The organism is Phocaeicola fibrisolvens, assembly GCF_025567125.1.
Classification (GTDB): domain Bacteria; phylum Bacteroidota; class Bacteroidia; order Bacteroidales; family Bacteroidaceae; genus Phocaeicola; species Phocaeicola fibrisolvens.
The window spans coordinates 15,385-33,376 of record NZ_JAOQJI010000045.1; the positions used below are offsets into that span (position 1 = coordinate 15,385).

Below are 17,992 nucleotides of genomic sequence, written 5' to 3' on the forward strand. Positions count from 1 at the left end.
TGTGATTGGTTACAAAATAAAAAGTTACCTCGTTTCGCGCAGATTCTCCAGAAGTGAATGTCGCTTCCGAAATACTCGCCGGTAGAGCGCCCGGCACCAAAGGGGATGAAGCAGGATGCCCGGCAGGCCCAGCAGGGCGCAGACCAGATAGGCCGTAGAGGGGTCCATCCATAAGAACAGGATGCGGCAGAGGGCTATCGGCATAAAAAAGGCAAAGGCTACGCTTAAGGCCTGATAGGGAGAGTTCCACTGGCCTTTTCCCATGAGGGAAGCGTCCAGCGGGGCGGTCTTCCGGTTCACAAGGGCCAGCAGCATGATGACCGGAAGGGTGACACCGGTCGTGTAGACCAGCTGGCTGAAAACCAGCAGGACGGGGGTACCTCCCCAAATAAGCGCAGGCAGCATGCACACCAGCGGAATGACCAGCAGCAGGCAATACACGTAGTATTTGCCCAGGAACAGATAAAGCAGGGAATCACGATGCATCAGCAGTCCGTCGAGGTAGTTACCTTCATAGGCCATGATACGCGACAAGATACTGATGGCGTATCCCGTAAAGCAATACACCACATACAGATGCAGGCCGAAAAATTCTTTCTCACCGACATGGCTGAGACCCAGCAGGCTCAGTGCAAACAATACGATGACCACGGTCATCATCTGGAAATTCTTCCGGGGAGCCTTGTTGCGGAATATCATCTTCAGTTCCAGTTTCATATATTCTCCCGTCAGTCCGAAACGGTCGAGGAAACGGTAGCGCCCGGCATGTTTGCTTTGCGGCACTTTTTCCCGACGGTTCAGTTCGCTATAGATACAAACTATCTGCACCCGGCTGTTCAGGATGCCCAATAGTGCAATCACGACCAGTACGCCCAGATAAGCCAGTACGCGGCCTTGCATAAAGGCCTCGCCCAATGTGATGAAGAAACTGCTGATACCTCCTTCCGGAAATAGGAATTCTGTCAGTAATTGCAGGCCATAGAACCCGAGAGTGAGAAGCACCCAAGCCGTATGACGGCGTTGCAGCGTACGCACCAGTACGCTCCAATAGGCGTTGGCCACCATCAGCAGCCAGATGCCTGCCGCATAGCACACGACACCGCCTATACCGAAGAAACGGACCACGGTCATGGCTGCAAATGGTACAAATAAAAAGAGCCAGAACAGATTGAACGCCTTCAGTCCCACCTGCACGAGCAGGACATTAATCAGTTGTTGTTTCCTGACCGGCAACAAGAGATAGGGTTTGATTTCCTGCGTAGGAGTCGGGAAAAGGAAACGTACCAGAAAATCAAAAAACAGGATGCCCGGCAAGTAGGCATTGAGCACATCATAGGGTTCCATTCCGGGAAACCCCTTTTCAAAAACAAAAGGCAGCGAAACCCCGATTAAGACGAGGTACGCTGCCCAAAATGCGACAAACAGATAAATCAGAAACTTGGCAAAGCGGTTCCGATCGTACATCGGACTCCGCCTTGCAGCAAGTTTTTGAATCCTCCGTATTTCAGTAAATAACATACGCGGAGTAATTGTTCTGTTTCCTTATTTTTCTACCGGAGAACTCATGCTGACTTCCACTTCGTTTTTCTGTCCGAAGAAGGCCTTGGCAAAGGCTTTCAGGTCGTCGCCGGTGATGGCGTTCACTGCTTCTTCGTATCCAGTATTCATATCCAGATTTTCCCAGTAGTACGTGTTCAGGATACCCATCCAGTAACCGTTTTCTTTCTGGTTCTGCTTGTAGGTCTTCAGCATGTATTCCTTCACCTTGCTCAGGTCATCACTTTCCGGACCGTTGGCAATGAATCCTTCAATGCCTTCGTTGATGAGTTTCACCATTTCTTCACGACGGTTCGGATCGGTATCGAAGTATACCTGGAAGGCACCTTCTTCGCTCGGATACTTGCTCAGGCTTCCGCTGCAGCTTACGCCGTAAGTTCCTCCGGCATCTTCACGTACGGTACGCAGGTAAACCATGTTAAGCAGCTGTCCGAGCATGCTCATCTGCAGCTTGTTCTTCATGTCATACTTGCAGTCGCCGGAATAAACCATCAGCACGCTGGCCTTCGGAGTTTCCAGTTCTTTCACGAAGTTGTTTTCGTACATACCCTTGCGGATATCCATCTTGGTGTCGCGGAAGTGTTCGTTGCGTTTTGTAGCCGGCAGAGAGCCCAGATACTCTTCAATCAACGGAGTAGCTGCCTTTTCATCGATGTTACCTACCAGAATGAAGGTAAAGTCGCTGGCGTCGGCAAAACGGTCTTTGTACAGTTCCATCACCTTGTTGTAGTCAATCTTGTCGAGCATGTCGGCCTTCATGGACAAGGCACGCGGATGATGGTTGTAGAGTGCCACGGTGATAGAGTCGCTGAACGCAGTCATCGGGTTGGCTTCCTGGTTGGCCAGAGCCGCTTTGTTACGAGTAATGAAAGAAGTGAAAGCTTCCTGATCCATACGCGGCGCCGTGAAACGCAGGTAAGTCAGCTGAAGCATGGTTTCGAGGTCTTTCGGAGAACAGCTACCAGACAAACCTTCCGTCAGAGTGTTGACTTGTGCGCTGGCAGAAGCCATCTTTCCGGCCAATACCTTATCCAAGTCTACCGCGTTGAAGTTGCCCAGTCCGCCCAAAGAAGCAATCTGACTAATCAATGCAAACTGCAGTACATCCTTGTCGTCGAACAGAGAAGTTCCACCCGGACTGAAGGCCTGCATACGTACTTCGTCGGCCTTGAAATCGGTCGGCTTCAGAATGACGCGTACACCGTTGCTCAGGGTCAGGATAGTAGAGCCGAACACACCTTGTTCTGTCTTGACTACCTTTCCGGCCTGTGGTTTGTCTTTCATCAGCGGTTCGTCGGAAACTTTATCTACATAAGCGGTCAATTTTTCAGCTTTCACCTTATCCAAAACAGCCTTTAGTTCAGCTTCCGTCGGGTATTTCATACCTTCCTTTTCAGGGCAGAACACGCTGAGCACCACATTCTTTTCTGTAATGAGCTGTTTTACGACCTGGTTGATGGCGTCTACCGGAATGTTCGGTACCACCTGGTTCATGATGGCATATTCATTTTCGATACCCGGAATCGGTTCGTTGTCAATGAAGTTGCGCACGTATTCATTTACGTATGCATTGTTGCGCTGTTTGTTACGCTCATTGTAGGCAGATTCCAGTCCACGCAGATAATCCGCCTTGGCACGGGCATATTCGCTGGCTGTAAATCCGAACTGACGTACGCGTTCCAGTTCGCGCATCAGTGTTTCGGTAGTCAGAAGGATTCCGTTTTCCTTGGCAGCTGCATACGCCATGAACGCATCCTTGGTCTTGGCCACGATAAAGTCGCCATCACTCACACCTGCTTCGATGAACGGCGGATTGGCCTGCTGGGTCAATTCATTCAGACGGCTGTTGAGCATGCTCTCAATAGAAGAAATCATGTAGTTCATCACCAGATAACCCATGTTGTTTTTCTGGTCATTGGGCACTGCATCGTGCTTGTGCATCAGATACACAACAGGTACCTGCTGTTCCTTATCTTTTGCTACGGCGATAATCGGTTCGTCGTTGTCGGGCACTGGGAAGTATTTGCGTTCAGCGGCATTGGCCGGCATCTCGATAGGTGAGAACATCCGCTTGATTTTGTTTTCAATGCTGTCCACATTAATATCACCTACCACAATGATACCTTGCTGGTCGGGACGATACCATTTTTCATAATAGTCTCTCAAAGCCTGGTAAGGGAAATTGTCGACTACTTCCATGGTACCAATCGGCAGACGATACGCATACTTGCTGTCCTTGTAGATAACAGGGAATACTTTTTCGTACATACGCATCATGGCACCTGAACGGGTACGCCACTCTTCATGAATCACCCCACGTTCCTTGTCGATTTCCTTCGGGTCGAGGGTCAGGTCGTTGGCCCAGTCGTGCAGAATCAGCAGACAGGAGTCGATGATTCCGTCGCGGACGACCGGTACATTATTAATGTTATACACGGTTTCATCTACTGAAGTGTAGGCGTTCAGGTTGGCACCGAATTTCACACCGATGCTTTCCAGATATTCCCGAAGCAGATTGCCGGGGAAATGTGTGGTTCCGTTGAAACACATGTGTTCCAGGAAGTGAGCCAGACCGCGCTGGTCATCTTCTTCCAGGATGGAACCTACCTTCTGGGCAATGTAGAAATCAGCCTGCTTGTTAGGCAACTCATTGTGACGAATGTAATAAGTCAGTCCGTTGTCTAACTTACCGATACGCACATTGGGATCGGTAGGGATAGGCGGCATCTGCTGGGCGAAGGCCGTCATGGCACCTCCCACCAAGATAACTGCCGCTACAGTTCTTTTCAGTTTAAAAACTTTCATCGTAATTTTTTATTAAATGTGAATAAGATTAGAGAAGTCCGTTGGCCGACAGGTAACGTTCAGCTTCGATGGCAGCCTTGCATCCGCTTCCGGCAGCTGTGATAGCCTGACGGTAATGCGGGTCGGCTACGTCGCCGGCAGCAAACACACCCGGAATACCCGTGCAGGGAGTATTGCCTTCGGTCACAATGTAACCCGTTTCGTCGGTGGTTACCCACGGCTTGAAGATCTCGGAATTAGGTTTGTGACCAATAGCCAGGAAGAAACCGTCGATGGCTACGTCGTAGCGTTCTTCGTCGGGTTCACCCATACGTTTTACCACATGCATGCCTTCCACGCCATTTTCACCGAACAATCCTACGGCATTGTGTTCAAACAATACGGTAATATGCGGATGATTCATCACGCGTTCCTGCATAATTTTAGAAGCCCGAAGATAAGGCTTGCGCACTACCAAATATACCTTGCTGGCCAGTCCTGCCAGATAAACCGCTTCTTCGCAGGCTGTGTCGCCACCGCCCACTACGGCTACGGTTTTCTTGCGGTAGAAGAATCCGTCGCAGGTGGCACATGCGCTTACCCCCATGCCAGCGTATTTCTTTTCGTCTTCCAGTCCCAGATACTTGGCCGTGGCACCGGTTGAGATAATGACGGCATCGGCGGTGATTTCTTTCTCATCGTCTACCACGAAAGTGTAGGGTGCCTTGCTCAGGTCGGCTTTTGTGACAATTCCGCTACGGATATCGGCTCCGAAGCGTTCCGCCTGCTTCTTCAGGTCGTCCATCAGCACGGGGCCAGTCACCCCTTCCGGATAGCCGGGGAAATTTTCCACTTCGGTCGTGATGGTCAGCTGTCCGCCGGGTTGGATACCTTCGTACAATACGGGAGAAAGATTGGCACGGCTGGTATAGATGGCTGCCGTGTATCCTGCAGGTCCTGATCCGATAATCAGGCATTTTACATGTTCTGTTGCCATAATAATGAAATAAAATTATCTTTATCGAGTTATTGTTGAGCAAAAATATATATTTTTTGGAATAATCCTTACAACCGCTTGTGGATTTTTCGAAAATATGCATCCTTTATTCATTTATATTTGTCCTTTGGATACGGGTTTTTATTGCATAAATGAAAAATACGTGCTACCTTTGCCTGTCAAAAAGATAAAAACTAACATTTAATAGGATATGTTTAGAAGTCATACTTGCGGTGAGTTGCGACTCGCCGATGCAGGCAAGAACGTGACACTGGCCGGATGGGTGCAGCGTGCACGTAAGATGGGAGGAATGACATTTGTGGACCTCCGCGACCGTTATGGCATCACACAGCTGGTGTTCAACACCGAAGTGAATGCCGAACTTTGTGAGCGTGCCAACCACCTGGGACGTGAATACGTGATTCAGGTAAAGGGAACGGTGAGCGAACGCTCCAGCAAAAATGCCAATATCCCGACGGGAGAGATTGAAATCATCGTATCGGAACTGAATATTCTGAACACGGCACAAACTCCGCCTTTCACCATTGAAGACAATACGGACGGAGGAGATGACCTTCGTATGAAATACCGCTATCTGGACTTGCGCCGTACAGCCGTACGCAAGAACCTGGAACTCCGTCACCGCATGACAATGGAAGTACGCCGCTATCTGGACAGCAAAGGCTTCCTGGAAGTGGAAACTCCGATGCTGATCGGTTCTACTCCGGAAGGTGCGCGCGACTTCGTAGTGCCTTCTCGTATGAATCCGGGACAGTTCTACGCCCTGCCTCAGTCTCCGCAGACCCTGAAGCAGTTACTGATGGTTTCCGGTTTCGACCGTTATTTCCAAATTGTGAAGTGTTTCCGCGATGAGGACCTTCGTGCCGACCGTCAACCGGAATTCACTCAGATTGACTGCGAAATGAGTTTCGTGGAACAGGAAGACATTATCAATATGTTTGAAGGCATGGCCAAGCACCTGTTCAAGGAACTGCGTGGCGTGGAACTGACCGAACCGTTCCAGCGGATGCCGTGGGCAGATGCCATGAAGTACTACGGAAGCGACAAACCGGATTTGCGTTTCGGCATGAAGTTCGTGGAACTGATGGACGTGCTGAAAGGCTACGGTTTCTCTGTATTCGACAATGCAGCCTACATCGGCGGTATCTGCGCAGAAGGAGCCGCTCACTATACCCGCAAGCAGCTGGATCACCTGACTGAATTCGTGAAACGTCCGCAGATTGGTGCCAAAGGTATGGTATATGCCCGCATCGAAGCCGACGGTACAGTGAAGTCAAGTGTCGACAAATTCTACAGCCAGGAAGTACTGCAGAAGATGAAAGAAGCCTTCGGTGCTAAACCGGGTGACCTGATTCTGATTCTGAGTGGCGACGATGCCATGAAGACCCGCAAGCAGCTTTCTGAACTGCGTCTGGAGATGGGTAACCAGTTGGGCCTGCGCGACAAGAATAAATTCGCTTGCCTGTGGGTGGTGGATTTCCCGATGTTCGAATGGAGCGAAGAAGAAGGACGTCTGATGGCCATGCACCATCCGTTCACTCATCCGAAAGACGAGGATATTCCTTTGCTGGATACTGATCCGGCAGCCGTTCGTGCCGATGCCTACGACATGGTAGTCAACGGTGTGGAAGTGGGTGGAGGTTCTATCCGTATCCACGACTCTGCATTGCAGGCCAAGATGTTCGAAATCCTCGGCTTTACTCCGGAAAAGGCACAGGAACAGTTCGGCTTCCTGATGAACGCCTTCAAGTTCGGTGCACCCCCTCACGGAGGTCTGGCTTACGGACTCGACCGCTGGGTATCCCTGTTTGCCGGTTTGGATTCTATCCGCGACTGCATCGCCTTCCCGAAGAACAACTCCGGACGTGACGTGATGCTGGATGCACCTGGATTCCTCGACCAGAAACAGCTGGATGAACTGCATCTGAAAGTAGATCTTGACGAAAACAAATAAAAGACACGTTTCAAACGGAAAAACAAGAGAAAGGAACTGAATGAAGGAATCTGTACGGGTGATACGCTTTGCCATAGTAGGTACGCTCAATGCCTTGATTGCAGCGGTGATAGTCTGGCTATTGATGCACATCGAGGGCGAAAGCTATATTATCGCAAATATATGTGCGTACATCGTGGCGCAGATTCACAACTTCATGTGGTGCAAGTATTGGATTTTTCCGCTTGAGACAGATGACAAAAAAAATAGCATCTGGCATCAGATGCTATTTTTTATTGGTGCTTTCGCACTGGCCTACAGTGCACAATTCCTTTTCCTGCTGATGCTCGTGGAACTGCTTCATTGCAACGAGTATCTGGCACAATTCCTCGGACTCTTTGTCTATGGCGCCGTCAATTTCATCTGCAACCGCCGCCTGACGTTCCGTTAACCCATCTCTGTCAAGTTTTTTTCTTCAATGTAACGCAACCCGCGCTCCAGAATGACTTCACGCGTCTTCTCCGGATTGTCGGTGCGGAACACCAGAATACCTTTTCCGCCCAAAAGGAAGGAGTAGAGGTAGGAGATACCTATACCCGTCTCACTGAAGCTGCGGATGGCGTCGGCTGCCCGCCCTGGCTCGTTGTCCAGACTGATGGCAAACACCTCGGACACGTTGGCCGAGATGCCGGCGTCTTTCAACACGTGGAAGGCCCGGAGAGGCTCGGAACAGATGATGCGGTAGATACCGTATTCCACGGTATCGGAAATGGTGGAAGCAATCAACTGAATGTGAGCTTCCTTCAACAGTTCGAGCACTTGCAAAAGGGTGCCCGACTTATTTTCTACAAAAACAGATAACTGGTGTATGGTCATATCTTTTTCCTTTTAAATCAATGTCTTTCGTAAATCTTTCACGCGCACAGCCTTGCCTTCCTGTACGGGCAGGCTTCCCTTGGGTACGAGCTTGACGCGCGGAGTAATCAGAATCTCATCCTTCAGCTGGCGGGTGATTTCCTTGGTCAGGTTCTGAAGGAAGCCATAATCGTCGGTAAAATCGTTCAATTCCACTTCTACCGTCATTTCGTCGTTGGCATCGAGGTTGGTCAGGGTAATGAGGTACTCGTTGCCCAGCTCCTTGAACTGCAACAGGATGTTTTCAATCTGGATGGGGAAGATGTTCACACCCTTGAGAATCATCATGTCGTCGCTGCGTCCCTTCATCCGGTCGAGTCGCTTGTGATGACGTCCGCAAGGACAGTCGCCCGGCAAGATACGGGTCAGATCGCGCGTACGGTAGCGGAGCAACGGCATCGCCTCCCGGTTGATGGTGGTCAGCACCAGTTCGCCCACTTCGCCTTCGGGCACCGGTTCCAATGTCACGGGGTCTACAATCTCCACAATGTAATAGTCCTCCCAGATGTGGAGTCCGTTCTGCTCCGGACATTCGAAGGCCACGCCCGGACCACACATCTCCGACATGCCGAAAGAATTGTAAGCCTTGACGCCCAACATGTTCTCTATACGCCGGCGCTGCTCGTCGGAATGAGGTTCCGCCCCGATAATCAAGGTCTTGAGGTGCGTATCCCGCCGTGGGTCGATGTGCATTTCCTGCATCACCTCATACAGACGTCCGGCATAACTCGGAATGGCATGCAGGGCCGTGGTACCGAAATCGGTGATGAACTTAATCTGGCGTTTGGTATTGCCGGCCGCCGCGGGAACGGTCAGCATGCCCAAGCGTTCAGCCCCATACTGGAATCCCAGTCCCCCGGTAAACATGCCGTAGCCCGAAGAGTTCTGGAAAATATCGCCCTTGCGGAGTCCCACCATATACAGGCAGCGGGCCACGGCATTGGCCCATTCCTCCAAATCGTGCTGTGTGTGCAGGATGACGGTCGGAGTACCCGTGGTGCCACTGGACGAATGCAGGCGTACCACTTCCTCCAACGGCACGGCAGAGAGTCCGAAAGGATAATGATCGCGCAAATCCTGTTTGGTGGTGAAGGGAATGCGCTGCAAATCCTCCAACGACTGTATATCTTCTGGTTTGATTCCGCATTGCTGAAAGCGTTCCTTGTAAAAGGGAGAATGCATGCAACGGTTGATAGTTGCTTTCAACCGCTGCAACTGAAGTTTCTCGATGTCCGGTCTCGACATCGTTTCCACTTCAGGATGCAAGTACATTTGTGTGTTTCTCATGTTGTTTTCTGTTATTTGGCCTACAAATATAGAAATAATAAACTAAAACCAAACAGGAACTTTCATTTTTATTGCGAAAAAGTAGAAATGCTTTAAAATTGACAGAAGAAAACAGTCGGTTCCATGCTTCCGGCGGCTCTTTTCTGAAGACAACCGACTTCCAGCCAATCTACAAGAAAAAAGCCGCTGCTTCCCTCACGGACGAAGAAATGCAACGGCCCTTTTTATTTCCGTACAGAAGCGGTCCGGAAAACGGAACCGCCTCACAATGATTTACTCAAAACTTCCGTAGCGCGTAGGCAGCAGCTTCCGGTCGCCCAACGTGTTGTCGATGCGGGCCACATTAATCCAGAACTTGTTGTCGCGCACACTCTGAATAGGATAGGCCGCCTTCTCCCGGCTGTAAGGATGCGTCCAGTTGTCACCCACAATCTCGTACTCCGGATGCGGCGAGTTCACCAGTACGTTGTCTTCCTTGTCGGCCTTTCCGCTTTCAATCTCGGCAATCTCTTCCCGGATGTGTACCATGACCTCGATGAAATTATCCAATTCAGCCTTGCTTTCACTTTCGGTCGGCTCAATCATCAGCGTGCCGTGTACCGGGAAGGAGAGGGTAGGCGCATGGTAACCGTAGTCCATCAGACGCTTGGAGATATCGTTTTCCGAGATACCGCTTTCCTCGTGCAGCTTCCGGCACTCCAGAATCATTTCGTGTCCCACGAAACCGTTCTTGCCACGGTACACCACTCCATACGCATCCTTCAAGCAGGCAGCCAGGTAGTTCGCGTTGAGAATGGCCACCTGCGTGGCTTTCTTCAATCCCTCGGCCCCCATCATGCAGATGTACCCGTAGGTGATAGGCAGGATACCCGCACTTCCGTAAGGTGCCGCCGACACTTCATTCGTCGGGTTGCCCAGACTGACGTGTCCCGGTAGGAAAGGCACCAAGTGTTCGGACACACAAATCGGGCCCACACCCGGACCGCCACCTCCGTGCGGGCTGGCAAAGGTCTTGTGCAGGTTCAGGTGACACAAATCAGCCCCGATGGTACCCGGATTCGTCAGCCCTACCTGTCCGTTCATGTTCGCGCCATCCATGTACACCTGTGCGCCGCACGCATGGATAATCCGGCATATCTCCTTGATTTCCTCTTCAAAAATACCGTGGGTAGACGGATACGTAATCATCAGCGCCGCCAGTTCGTTCTTGTGCGCTTCCGCCTTCTCCCGCAAGTCGTTCAGGTCGACGTTTCCGTGCTCGTCGCACGCGCAAGTCAGCGGCTCATATCCCGCCTGTACGGCAGAAGCCGGATTGGTGCCGTGGGCCGATGCTGGAATCAAGACCAGATGACGGTGTCCTTGTCCGATGCTTTCCAGATAGCTCCGGATGACACGCAATCCCGTATATTCACCCGCAGCTCCGGAATTTGGCTGGAGAGACACTCCCGCAAAACCCGTGATGGTCTTCAACTGTTCGCACAGGTTCTGAATCAACGTCTGATAGCCTGCTGCCTGATCTTCCGGCACCAGCGGATGCATGTTCATCCAAGCCGCATTGCTCAGCGGTAACATTTCGGCCGCCGCATTCAGCTTCATGGTACAGGAGCCCAGTGAAATCATGGAGTGGGCCAACGAAATATCCTTGCGTTCCAGGCGCTTGATGTATCGCATCATCTCCGTTTCCGTGTGGTATTTATGGAACACCTCATGAGTCAGGAATGAGCTTCGGCGTCTGAACTCACGTGGCAAGAAAGCCGTTTCCGGGATTTCACCTGTATCATGTGTTGTTTCTTCTGCTGCAATTCCAAAAAGATTGACAATCAGATTGGCATCAGCCCGCGTAGTCGTTTCGTCTACACTGATACCTACGTCGCCATTTTCAAAATAACGAAGGTTAATTTCCTTGCTGAGTGCAATGGTGCGCAGTTTCTGAGTGGTTACATTTTCCGGCAACTGCATTCTCAGTGTATCGAAAAACGCTTCATGACGTAACTTGTAGCCTAGACGGATAAGTTGTTTGGACAGCCAGACCGCCACGGCATGTACATGATTGGCAATCTCTTTCAATCCTTCCGGTCCATGATACACGGCATAGAAGCCCGACATTGTAGCCAGCAAGGCCTGTGCCGTACAGATATTGGACGTAGCTTTTTCCCGTTTGATGTGCTGTTCACGAGTCTGCAAGGCCATACGGTAGCACAGCCGGCCATACTTGTCCTTCGACAAGCCGATGATGCGTCCCGGCATGTTGCGCTTGTACTCATTCCGTGTAGCGAAATACGCAGCCGAAGGACCTCCGTAGAACATCGGCGTACCCAGACGCTGGGCACTTCCGAACACGATGTCGGCTCCCCATTCTCCGGGCGGCACCAGAATGGCCAGCGAGAGGATATCGGCAGCCACGGCCACCTTGCATCCGGCGGCATGCGCCTGCTCCGTAAAGGCCCGGTAGTCTTCAATGCTTCCGCTGTTGTTCGGATATTGCACGATGCAGCCGAACATATCAGGTGTGAAAGTCAGTTCCTTGTAACTGCCCACCTTGACTGTGATGCCCTGCGGAAGGGCACGGGTACGGATTACCGCCAAATCTTGCGGGAAAATCTCTTCGTCGACGAACAGCACGTTGGCCTGGGCCTTCTGCTGGGCACGGCTTCTGAGTCCGTGCATCATCGTGGCTGCTTCTGCTGCAGCCGTAGCCTCATCCAGCAAGGAGCAGTTGGCCAGCGGCATGGCCGTCAAGTCACTGATGACCGTCTGGAAGTTCAGCAGCGCCTCCAGACGTCCCTGAGAGATTTCTGCCTGATAGGGCGTGTAGGAAGTGTACCACACCGGATTCTCAAATACGTTGCGCTGGATAACCGCCGGAGTCACGGTGTCATACCATCCGCATCCAATGTAGGTCTTATATTGTTTGTTCTGTGCTGCCAGCTGGCCGATGTGCGTGGCAAATTCACGTTCCGTCATGGCAGGAGGCAGTTTCAGTGGTTCCTTCAAACGAATATTAGCCGGGATGGTTTTGTCTATCAGCTCATCCAGGCTGTTGACTCCAATTTTTTTCAGCATCAGCGGAAGCTCTTCCTCTCCAATACCGATGTGTCGGTTTGCAAATGTCGTTGTTTTCATGATTATAAGCAAGATTTATGGTTTCAGGTAAAACGATTCTCAGCGGAAGAAAGGATTGTTCATCTTTTCATATCCGATAGTGGTGGGATTTCCATGTCCCGGATACACCGTCGTTTCGTCGGGAAGCACGAGCAGACGCGACACTATGCTTTCTCTCAGCTGTTCGAAGTTTCCCCCTTCCAGGTCGGCCCGTCCGATGCTGCCTCGGAACAAGACATCACCGCTGAACATGCAGTGCTGTGCCTCACAATAGAATACCAGCCCCCCCGGCGAATGACCCGGTACGGCAATCACCTTCAGTTCCTGGTTGCCTACCGGCACGACATCCCCGTCGTGGAGGGCGTTGCCCATGGCAGGCGCTTCCTCATTCAGCGGGAAACCGAACATCCGGCAATACTCTCCGATGCGCGGCAGGAGAAACGCATCCTGCTCGCTGGCCTCCGTGCGCAATCCGAACTCACGGAGCATGAACGCATTGCCAAACACATGGTCCAGGTGCAGGTGCGTGTTCAGCAGATGGCACACCGTCAGCCCGTTGTCCGTGATGAACTTCTTCAGCGTCTGTTGTTCTTCCTTGTAGTAGCATCCGGCATCAATGACAGCCGCCTGCAGTGTCTCCTCGTCCCACACCACGTAACAGTTGACGGGAAACATATTGAATTCAAATGATTTTATTTTCAGCATACGATTTATCCGTTAATGGTTACATATACCACTTTCTTGGTTTCGAAAAATTCTTCCTCAAAATAGTCCTTCAAGTCATAAATGAGCGTCTGGTGCTTCACCGGCATGACTTCTCTGTCCAATTCTCCACCCTTCAGGCAAATCAGTCCGTTGGGGAGGGCATTGTGCTGTTCCTTCCGGATATTCTTCCGGATAATCTTCAGCAGGTCGGTGAGCGGCATCACCGCCCGGCTCACCACAAAATCAAACTGCTGTTTTTCTTCTTCGGCGCGGCAGTGACGGGTCGTCACGTTCTTCAGCCCGATGGCCTGGGCGATTTCCGTAGCCACCTTCACCTTCTTGCCAATGCTGTCCACCAGATGGAAATGCGTGTCGGGAAACAGGATGGCCAGGGGAATTCCCGGAAACCCTCCACCCGTACCCAAGTCCATAATTTCGGTTCCCGGACGGAACTGGATGATTTTCGCGATGCCCAGCGAATGCAGCACATGATGCTCATACAGATTGGTGATGTCCTTGCGTGAAATCACGTTGATTTTGCTGTTCCAGTCGGTGTATAAGTCATACAACGCCGCAAACTGCTGTTTCTGCGTCTCGGTCAGGTTGGGGAAATATTTTAAAATGATATCCATGTACGATTATTTCTTGTTTAAATAAATATCTATTTCTTTGTAGGGAACCGTCAGTTCGAAGCGGCCCATATAATAAGGAGCAATGTCATACGTGTTGTACAAGAACGTCACTCCCTTTTTCCCAAGCAGGAAATTGTCGGGAATGTAGAGGTCCGTATCCAGCAGCACACCCACTTCATTCAGTCCTTCCAGGCAGGTCAAGGTGTCTGTCTCCAGTTTCCGGTTCACGTCGGCCAATAGCTGGACGAATATCCGCTTGCAGATTTCTTCGTCTGCACCTTTCTGAAACACTTCTTCCTTGGTCAGACCGTGTCCGTCGCGCGCATCCACGTTGACCCAGCGAGCCCATGTGTTGGGATGTGCTCCTCCCGTGTATTGGAAGGTTGTCACCGAATAATTCCAGATATTGTCTTTCCCTCCCTCCAGTTGTGAGCGGATTTCAAACTCATAATTATACCAGTTGGGTATCTCGTCGGCCTTCATCCCGTTTTTCACATCTGCCTGATAACTGTCTTCCACGTCTTTCAGGTAATCATGCACCAGACTTTCCTTGATGGCAGACACAAATGCCTGCGGAGAGACCATACCTGCATGGGCACTGAAGAAAGCTTCTTCAAGCGTCTGGTTAATGACCTGCGTCAATGAATCGTGTGGGTCCGATTTCAAATATTTAAAACAAAGTTTGATTTGACAATTGGGCGATCCCGGATTGGCTGCATCCAGATACACGGTTGTATCAATTGGAACGGAATCTACCGACACTCCACCCTTTCCGGCGGAATGATTTCCTGTACAACCCGGAAACATCATCGTGGAAAAAGCTCCACATAAAATGGAGGAGAATATCCCTCCCTGTATTTTTTTCATCATATTTAGACGTTTATTCAGATAATGGTCTTCTTATGTCTACAAATATAGCATAACTTCCCGAATTGTCATGGAAAAAGGAATTCTTTTTGTAAATCTTTGCCATTCCCACGGAAAAACTTTTTCTTTGCAAAATGTAACCTATCAAGAATTGAATGCCATGATTACAATAGAAAACTGGGGACTCATCTCTTATTCCGAAGCCTGGCAGCGACAAACTGCTCTTTTTGACCAGCTGATTGAGGCGAAGCTCCACGGGAAACCTTATACCAACCGGATTATCTTCTGCCAGCATCCGCACGTGTACACGCTGGGCAAACATGGAAAGGCAGCCAACATGCTGCTGAACCCCATGCAGTTACAGACCATTCATGCCGAACTGTTCCAGGTGGACCGGGGAGGGGACATCACCTACCACGGACCGGGACAATGGGTGTGCTATCCGATTCTGAACCTGGAAGACTTCCACCTGGGACTGAAGGAATACCTGCACCTGCTGGAAGAAGCTGTCATCCGCCTGTGCGGACAGTACGGCATTGAGGCCGGAAGAGTGAACGGGGCCACGGGCGTATGGCTGGCCACCGGTACACCGAAAGAACGTAAAATCTGTGCCATGGGTGTGAGAAGCAGCCATTTCGTCACCATGCACGGACTGGCCCTCAACGTGAATACCGATTTAAGGTATTTCAGCTACATCCATCCCTGCGGATTCATCGACAAAGGAGTCACTTCGCTACAGGCGGAGCTAAAACGAGAAATCCCGATGGACGAAGTGAAAGACAGGCTAGAAAAGCTGATACTGGAATTATTCAAGGAAACGGACTGACGCATTCCGTCAGGCCGTTTCTGCCACATTATTGCCGACCGGCAAGAAACACTTTCAACTGTTCATCGATTTGCTGCATACCCTTTACCGAAGGATGTCCGCCCTGCTTGTCGATACCCTTCAACTCCAGGCAGGGCACCTGATAATGTGCGCAGATGGTCTTTACAGATTCGTTGATTTCCGTCTTCAGGTCGCAGTTCAGCAGGAAATACACCTCCACATTGGGATAGCGGTAGCGGATGTGCTCCAGCATATAAGCCATGGCCGGACGGAAGCTGGACAAGTCCTGCTTGGTCCAGTCCGCATACTGGTATTCGCCGATGGGTGCTCCGGCCCAGCTGTCGTTCGTACCGCCGAATATCAGGATGATGTCCGGGCAGCCCAGGTTGTCCATCCGCGTCACGAACGAGCGGTCGGAATAGTCCGCTTTCTGGTAGCCGGTATGGCAGATGGTAGAACCCGAAAAGGAGTTGTTCACACACAGGCGGTATCCGCTTTCCTGAATGAACTTGTACCACCACGTCTGGCCGACGGAAGTCACATCGTTCTTATTTAAAGGCTGTGGAAAATACCACACGGCATTCGTATCCGGTTGAAGATAGTGCTCGAACGTGGAATAGGAATCCCCTAAAATGGAAACGGATTTCCGGTACTGCGAAAATCCGGTGCTGCAAATCATCATGAAGAGGAGCAGCAAAGCAAACGTTTTTCTCATGATATGTCGGTTAAAGTTTTCACAAATGTACATGATAAAAAGCAAAAACGGAGGGAAAAAAAGATACAAATAAGGGATATTTTGTCCGGAAACAAGGAATCAGGGTAAAATTATCCGTAATCTGTCTACCGCAAATTTTCCCAAACCGATGTATTTTTGTGAAATAGAAACAGATTTACAAAACATAAAGACATGGAACTAAATGATTTTCTGACGCATGTAGCCCAGCGTCGCCCGCTGGATACCCCTGAAATACAGGAATTTCTGGACCGGATGAGCGATGAAGCCCGCCGGGTAACATTCGAGCTGAACGGCTCATATCACACCATGGAAGAAGTCCGGGCACTGATGTCCCGCCTTTTCGGACGTCCGGTAGACGAGACCTTCCGGGTATTTCCTCCTTTCTACACGGATTTCGGAAAGAATCTCCACGTGGGAAAGAACGTGTTCATCAATGCCTGCTGCCATTTTCAGGACCAGGGCGGAGTGACCCTGGGCGACGGCTGCCTGATAGGGCACAACGTGGTGTTCGCCACGCTGAACCACGACCTGAACCCGGAACGCCGTGCCGCCATGACGCCGGCTCCCATCGTCTTGGGAAAACGGGTATGGGTAGGCTCGAACAGTACCATCCTGCAAGGAGTCACCATCGGTGACGGTGCCGTGATTGCCGCAGGAGCCGTCGTGACGAAGGATGTGCCGGCCAATACGATAGTAGGAGGTGTGCCGGCCAAGTTTATCCGGAGCATCGAGTGACAAATTTTTGCGTTTTTGCTTATACGAGAAAAGGCCGGTGGGTTTTTCTGCTGGCCTTTTTATACGTATTTTATACGCAATAAAGTGTTTAAAAAGAAATACCTCTGCGAATGCACACGCAGAGGTATTTCTTTATTCTGTAGCAGATTTTTCCTCAAACTCTATATTTATCGAAGTATTGTCCCACTTATTCATCTTCTGTGTACCGAAATCTATCAGGAAGCCTGGCCAAAACAGAATGTTCCACAAACAAGCATTGTTGAAGGTAGATTCAAGCATCAACGGTGAAGGTTTGTATCCTTCTTTCTTTGCAATCAAAGTTTTATCTTCACGTTTCTTCTTAATCTTAATGGTAGTAACCTGATCTTTACCTATTTCTCCAAGTCTCATATTGCTACTTGCATCGTAAATTTTTGTTCCTTCAGGTCCAGTAAATGTAATCGTTTGTTTTGAACTACTGAATAAAGTGCAGCATGATGACAATGTCATTGATGCAACTAGTAATAACATTATGTTCTTCATTTTACTTATAGAATTATGGTTATTTGTATATACTTTTCGAATCACGCTGAAAGGTATTCAAAAACGCTGCATTTTCTTGCAGAGTCTTTAATACTGAAGTGGGGTTGAAGGTAGAAAATAATCTTTAAAAACGCAAAGTCTTACCGCACTTTGTTATCCACTTGGTAGATTAGCTCTTGCACGACAGACAATCCCTACTGAAGGGTAGAATCCTCGAAGCAGTACAACATGCCGTCCATAGAATGCATCGTAATTTTTGTCAAAGTGCCATTGATTTAAGCAAGATATAAAAAAGAGGCCGTCTCAAAATGAATTGAGATGGCCTCTGTCGTTTCATATCAGATTGAAGTCGTTTGGATTTTCCTCAAAAAAA

At 50.1% G+C, this 17,992-nt stretch carries 16 protein-coding genes; 5 read left to right on the forward strand and 11 right to left on the reverse strand.

From position 1 onward, the window contains the following. Positions 1-24: 24 nt before the first annotated feature. Genes OCV81_RS14640 through trxB form a run of 3 tightly spaced genes read right to left on the reverse strand, consistent with a single transcriptional unit; the run spans position 25 to position 5,338 of the window. Positions 25-1,518 carry a DUF5687 family protein gene (locus tag OCV81_RS14640; RefSeq protein ID WP_262640383.1) on the reverse strand — a complete coding sequence of 498 codons (1,494 nt, stop codon included), beginning with the start codon at positions 1,516-1,518 and terminating at the stop codon, positions 25-27. A 24-nt stretch (positions 1,519-1,542) separates the two neighbouring features. Beyond that, positions 1,543-4,362: a M16 family metallopeptidase gene (locus tag OCV81_RS14645; protein WP_148330695.1), complete on the reverse strand. Its 2,820-nt coding sequence runs from the start codon at positions 4,360-4,362 to the stop codon at positions 1,543-1,545. A 28-nt stretch (positions 4,363-4,390) separates the two neighbouring features. Then, positions 4,391-5,338 carry a thioredoxin-disulfide reductase gene (trxB, locus tag OCV81_RS14650; RefSeq protein WP_148330696.1) on the reverse strand — a complete coding sequence of 316 codons (948 nt, stop codon included), beginning with the start codon at positions 5,336-5,338 and terminating at the stop codon, positions 4,391-4,393. 211 nt (positions 5,339-5,549) lie between these two features. Here trxB and aspS point away from each other — a divergent pair, with 211 nt between their 5' ends. Then, positions 5,550-7,313: an aspartate--tRNA ligase gene (gene aspS, locus OCV81_RS14655; RefSeq protein ID WP_148330697.1), complete on the forward strand. Its 1,764-nt coding sequence runs from the start codon at positions 5,550-5,552 to the stop codon at positions 7,311-7,313. A 40-nt stretch (positions 7,314-7,353) separates the two neighbouring features. After that, positions 7,354-7,743: a GtrA family protein gene (locus OCV81_RS14660; protein WP_148330698.1), complete on the forward strand. Its 390-nt coding sequence runs from the start codon at positions 7,354-7,356 to the stop codon at positions 7,741-7,743. Here OCV81_RS14660 and OCV81_RS14665 read toward each other — a convergent pair. Together OCV81_RS14665 and OCV81_RS14670 are read right to left on the reverse strand one after the other, a co-directional pair. Continuing rightward, positions 7,740-8,168: an amino acid-binding protein gene (locus OCV81_RS14665; RefSeq protein ID WP_148330699.1), complete on the reverse strand. Its 429-nt coding sequence runs from the start codon at positions 8,166-8,168 to the stop codon at positions 7,740-7,742. The genes OCV81_RS14660 and OCV81_RS14665 overlap by 4 nt on opposite strands. A 12-nt stretch (positions 8,169-8,180) precedes the next feature. Then, positions 8,181-9,479, reverse strand: coding sequence for a phenylacetate--CoA ligase family protein (locus tag OCV81_RS14670; RefSeq protein ID WP_177866531.1), 1,299 nt, complete (start codon positions 9,477-9,479; stop codon positions 8,181-8,183). Positions 9,480-9,592: 113 nt separating this feature from the next. Between OCV81_RS14670 and OCV81_RS14675 the strand changes: the two genes are divergently transcribed. Continuing rightward, entirely contained in the window at positions 9,593-9,766 is a 174-nt protein-coding gene (locus OCV81_RS14675) for a hypothetical protein (RefSeq protein WP_262640385.1), read from the forward strand. Between the two features lies 1 nt (position 9,767). Here OCV81_RS14675 and gcvP read toward each other — a convergent pair whose 3' ends face one another. From gcvP to OCV81_RS14695, 4 genes are read right to left on the reverse strand one after another with little or no spacing between them, the layout of a single operon-like run. Next, the gene (gene gcvP / locus OCV81_RS14680; RefSeq protein ID WP_148330700.1) at positions 9,768-12,617 is read right to left on the reverse strand and encodes an aminomethyl-transferring glycine dehydrogenase; all 2,850 of its coding nucleotides are present in this window, start codon (positions 12,615-12,617) and stop codon (positions 9,768-9,770) included. A gap of 39 nt (positions 12,618-12,656) precedes the next feature. Further along, on the reverse strand, positions 12,657-13,298 hold the full coding sequence (locus OCV81_RS14685) for an MBL fold metallo-hydrolase (protein ID WP_148330707.1): 642 nt from the start codon (positions 13,296-13,298) through the stop codon (positions 12,657-12,659). 8 nt (positions 13,299-13,306) lie between these two features. Continuing rightward, entirely contained in the window at positions 13,307-13,933 is a 627-nt protein-coding gene (gene rsmG / locus OCV81_RS14690; RefSeq protein WP_022354963.1) for a 16S rRNA (guanine(527)-N(7))-methyltransferase RsmG, read from the reverse strand. Between the two features lie 6 nt (positions 13,934-13,939). After that, positions 13,940-14,803, reverse strand: a complete 864-nt coding sequence (locus OCV81_RS14695) for a DUF3298 and DUF4163 domain-containing protein (protein WP_148330701.1) — start codon at positions 14,801-14,803, stop codon at positions 13,940-13,942. A gap of 157 nt (positions 14,804-14,960) precedes the next feature. Here OCV81_RS14695 and lipB point away from each other — a divergent pair, with 157 nt between their 5' ends. Then, positions 14,961-15,626 (forward strand): lipoyl(octanoyl) transferase LipB, encoded by a 666-nt coding sequence (gene lipB / locus OCV81_RS14700; RefSeq protein ID WP_148330702.1) that lies wholly within the window; start codon positions 14,961-14,963, stop codon positions 15,624-15,626. Positions 15,627-15,654: 28 nt separating this feature from the next. Here the strand turns inward: lipB and OCV81_RS14705 are convergent, their stop codons facing one another. Beyond that, positions 15,655-16,341 carry an SGNH/GDSL hydrolase family protein gene (locus OCV81_RS14705; RefSeq protein ID WP_148330703.1) on the reverse strand — a complete coding sequence of 229 codons (687 nt, stop codon included), beginning with the start codon at positions 16,339-16,341 and terminating at the stop codon, positions 15,655-15,657. 192 nt (positions 16,342-16,533) lie between these two features. Here OCV81_RS14705 and OCV81_RS14710 point away from each other — a divergent pair, with 192 nt between their 5' ends. Beyond that, positions 16,534-17,097 carry a sugar O-acetyltransferase gene (locus tag OCV81_RS14710; protein WP_148330704.1) on the forward strand — a complete coding sequence of 188 codons (564 nt, stop codon included), beginning with the start codon at positions 16,534-16,536 and terminating at the stop codon, positions 17,095-17,097. A gap of 132 nt (positions 17,098-17,229) precedes the next feature. Here the strand turns inward: OCV81_RS14710 and OCV81_RS14715 are convergent, their stop codons facing one another. Next, the gene (locus OCV81_RS14715; protein WP_148330705.1) at positions 17,230-17,619 is read right to left on the reverse strand and encodes a hypothetical protein; all 390 of its coding nucleotides are present in this window, start codon (positions 17,617-17,619) and stop codon (positions 17,230-17,232) included. Positions 17,620-17,992: the final 373 nt, after the last annotated feature.

Bases quoted from the DNA above. Each gene is read 5' to 3' on its own strand.
- lipB (WP_148330702.1), top strand. From the start codon at position 14,961: ATGATTACAATAGAAAACTGGGGACTCATCTCTTATTCCGAAGCCTGG.
- OCV81_RS14670 (WP_177866531.1), bottom strand. From the start codon at position 9,479: ATGTACTTGCATCCTGAAGTGGAAACGATGTCGAGACCGGACATCGAG.
- gcvP (WP_148330700.1), bottom strand. From the start codon at position 12,617: ATGAAAACAACGACATTTGCAAACCGACACATCGGTATTGGAGAGGAA.
- OCV81_RS14695 (WP_148330701.1), bottom strand. From the start codon at position 14,803: ATGATGAAAAAAATACAGGGAGGGATATTCTCCTCCATTTTATGTGGA.
- aspS (WP_148330697.1), top strand. From the start codon at position 5,550: ATGTTTAGAAGTCATACTTGCGGTGAGTTGCGACTCGCCGATGCAGGC.
- OCV81_RS14640 (WP_262640383.1), bottom strand. From the start codon at position 1,518: ATGTTATTTACTGAAATACGGAGGATTCAAAAACTTGCTGCAAGGCGG.
- trxB (WP_148330696.1), bottom strand. From the start codon at position 5,338: ATGGCAACAGAACATGTAAAATGCCTGATTATCGGATCAGGACCTGCA.
- OCV81_RS14645 (WP_148330695.1), bottom strand. From the start codon at position 4,362: ATGAAAGTTTTTAAACTGAAAAGAACTGTAGCGGCAGTTATCTTGGTG.
- OCV81_RS14660 (WP_148330698.1), top strand. From the start codon at position 7,354: ATGAAGGAATCTGTACGGGTGATACGCTTTGCCATAGTAGGTACGCTC.
- OCV81_RS14705 (WP_148330703.1), bottom strand. From the start codon at position 16,341: ATGAGAAAAACGTTTGCTTTGCTGCTCCTCTTCATGATGATTTGCAGC.
- OCV81_RS14710 (WP_148330704.1), top strand. From the start codon at position 16,534: ATGGAACTAAATGATTTTCTGACGCATGTAGCCCAGCGTCGCCCGCTG.
- OCV81_RS14665 (WP_148330699.1), bottom strand. From the start codon at position 8,168: ATGACCATACACCAGTTATCTGTTTTTGTAGAAAATAAGTCGGGCACC.
- OCV81_RS14715 (WP_148330705.1), bottom strand. From the start codon at position 17,619: ATGAAGAACATAATGTTATTACTAGTTGCATCAATGACATTGTCATCA.
- rsmG (WP_022354963.1), bottom strand. From the start codon at position 13,933: ATGGATATCATTTTAAAATATTTCCCCAACCTGACCGAGACGCAGAAA.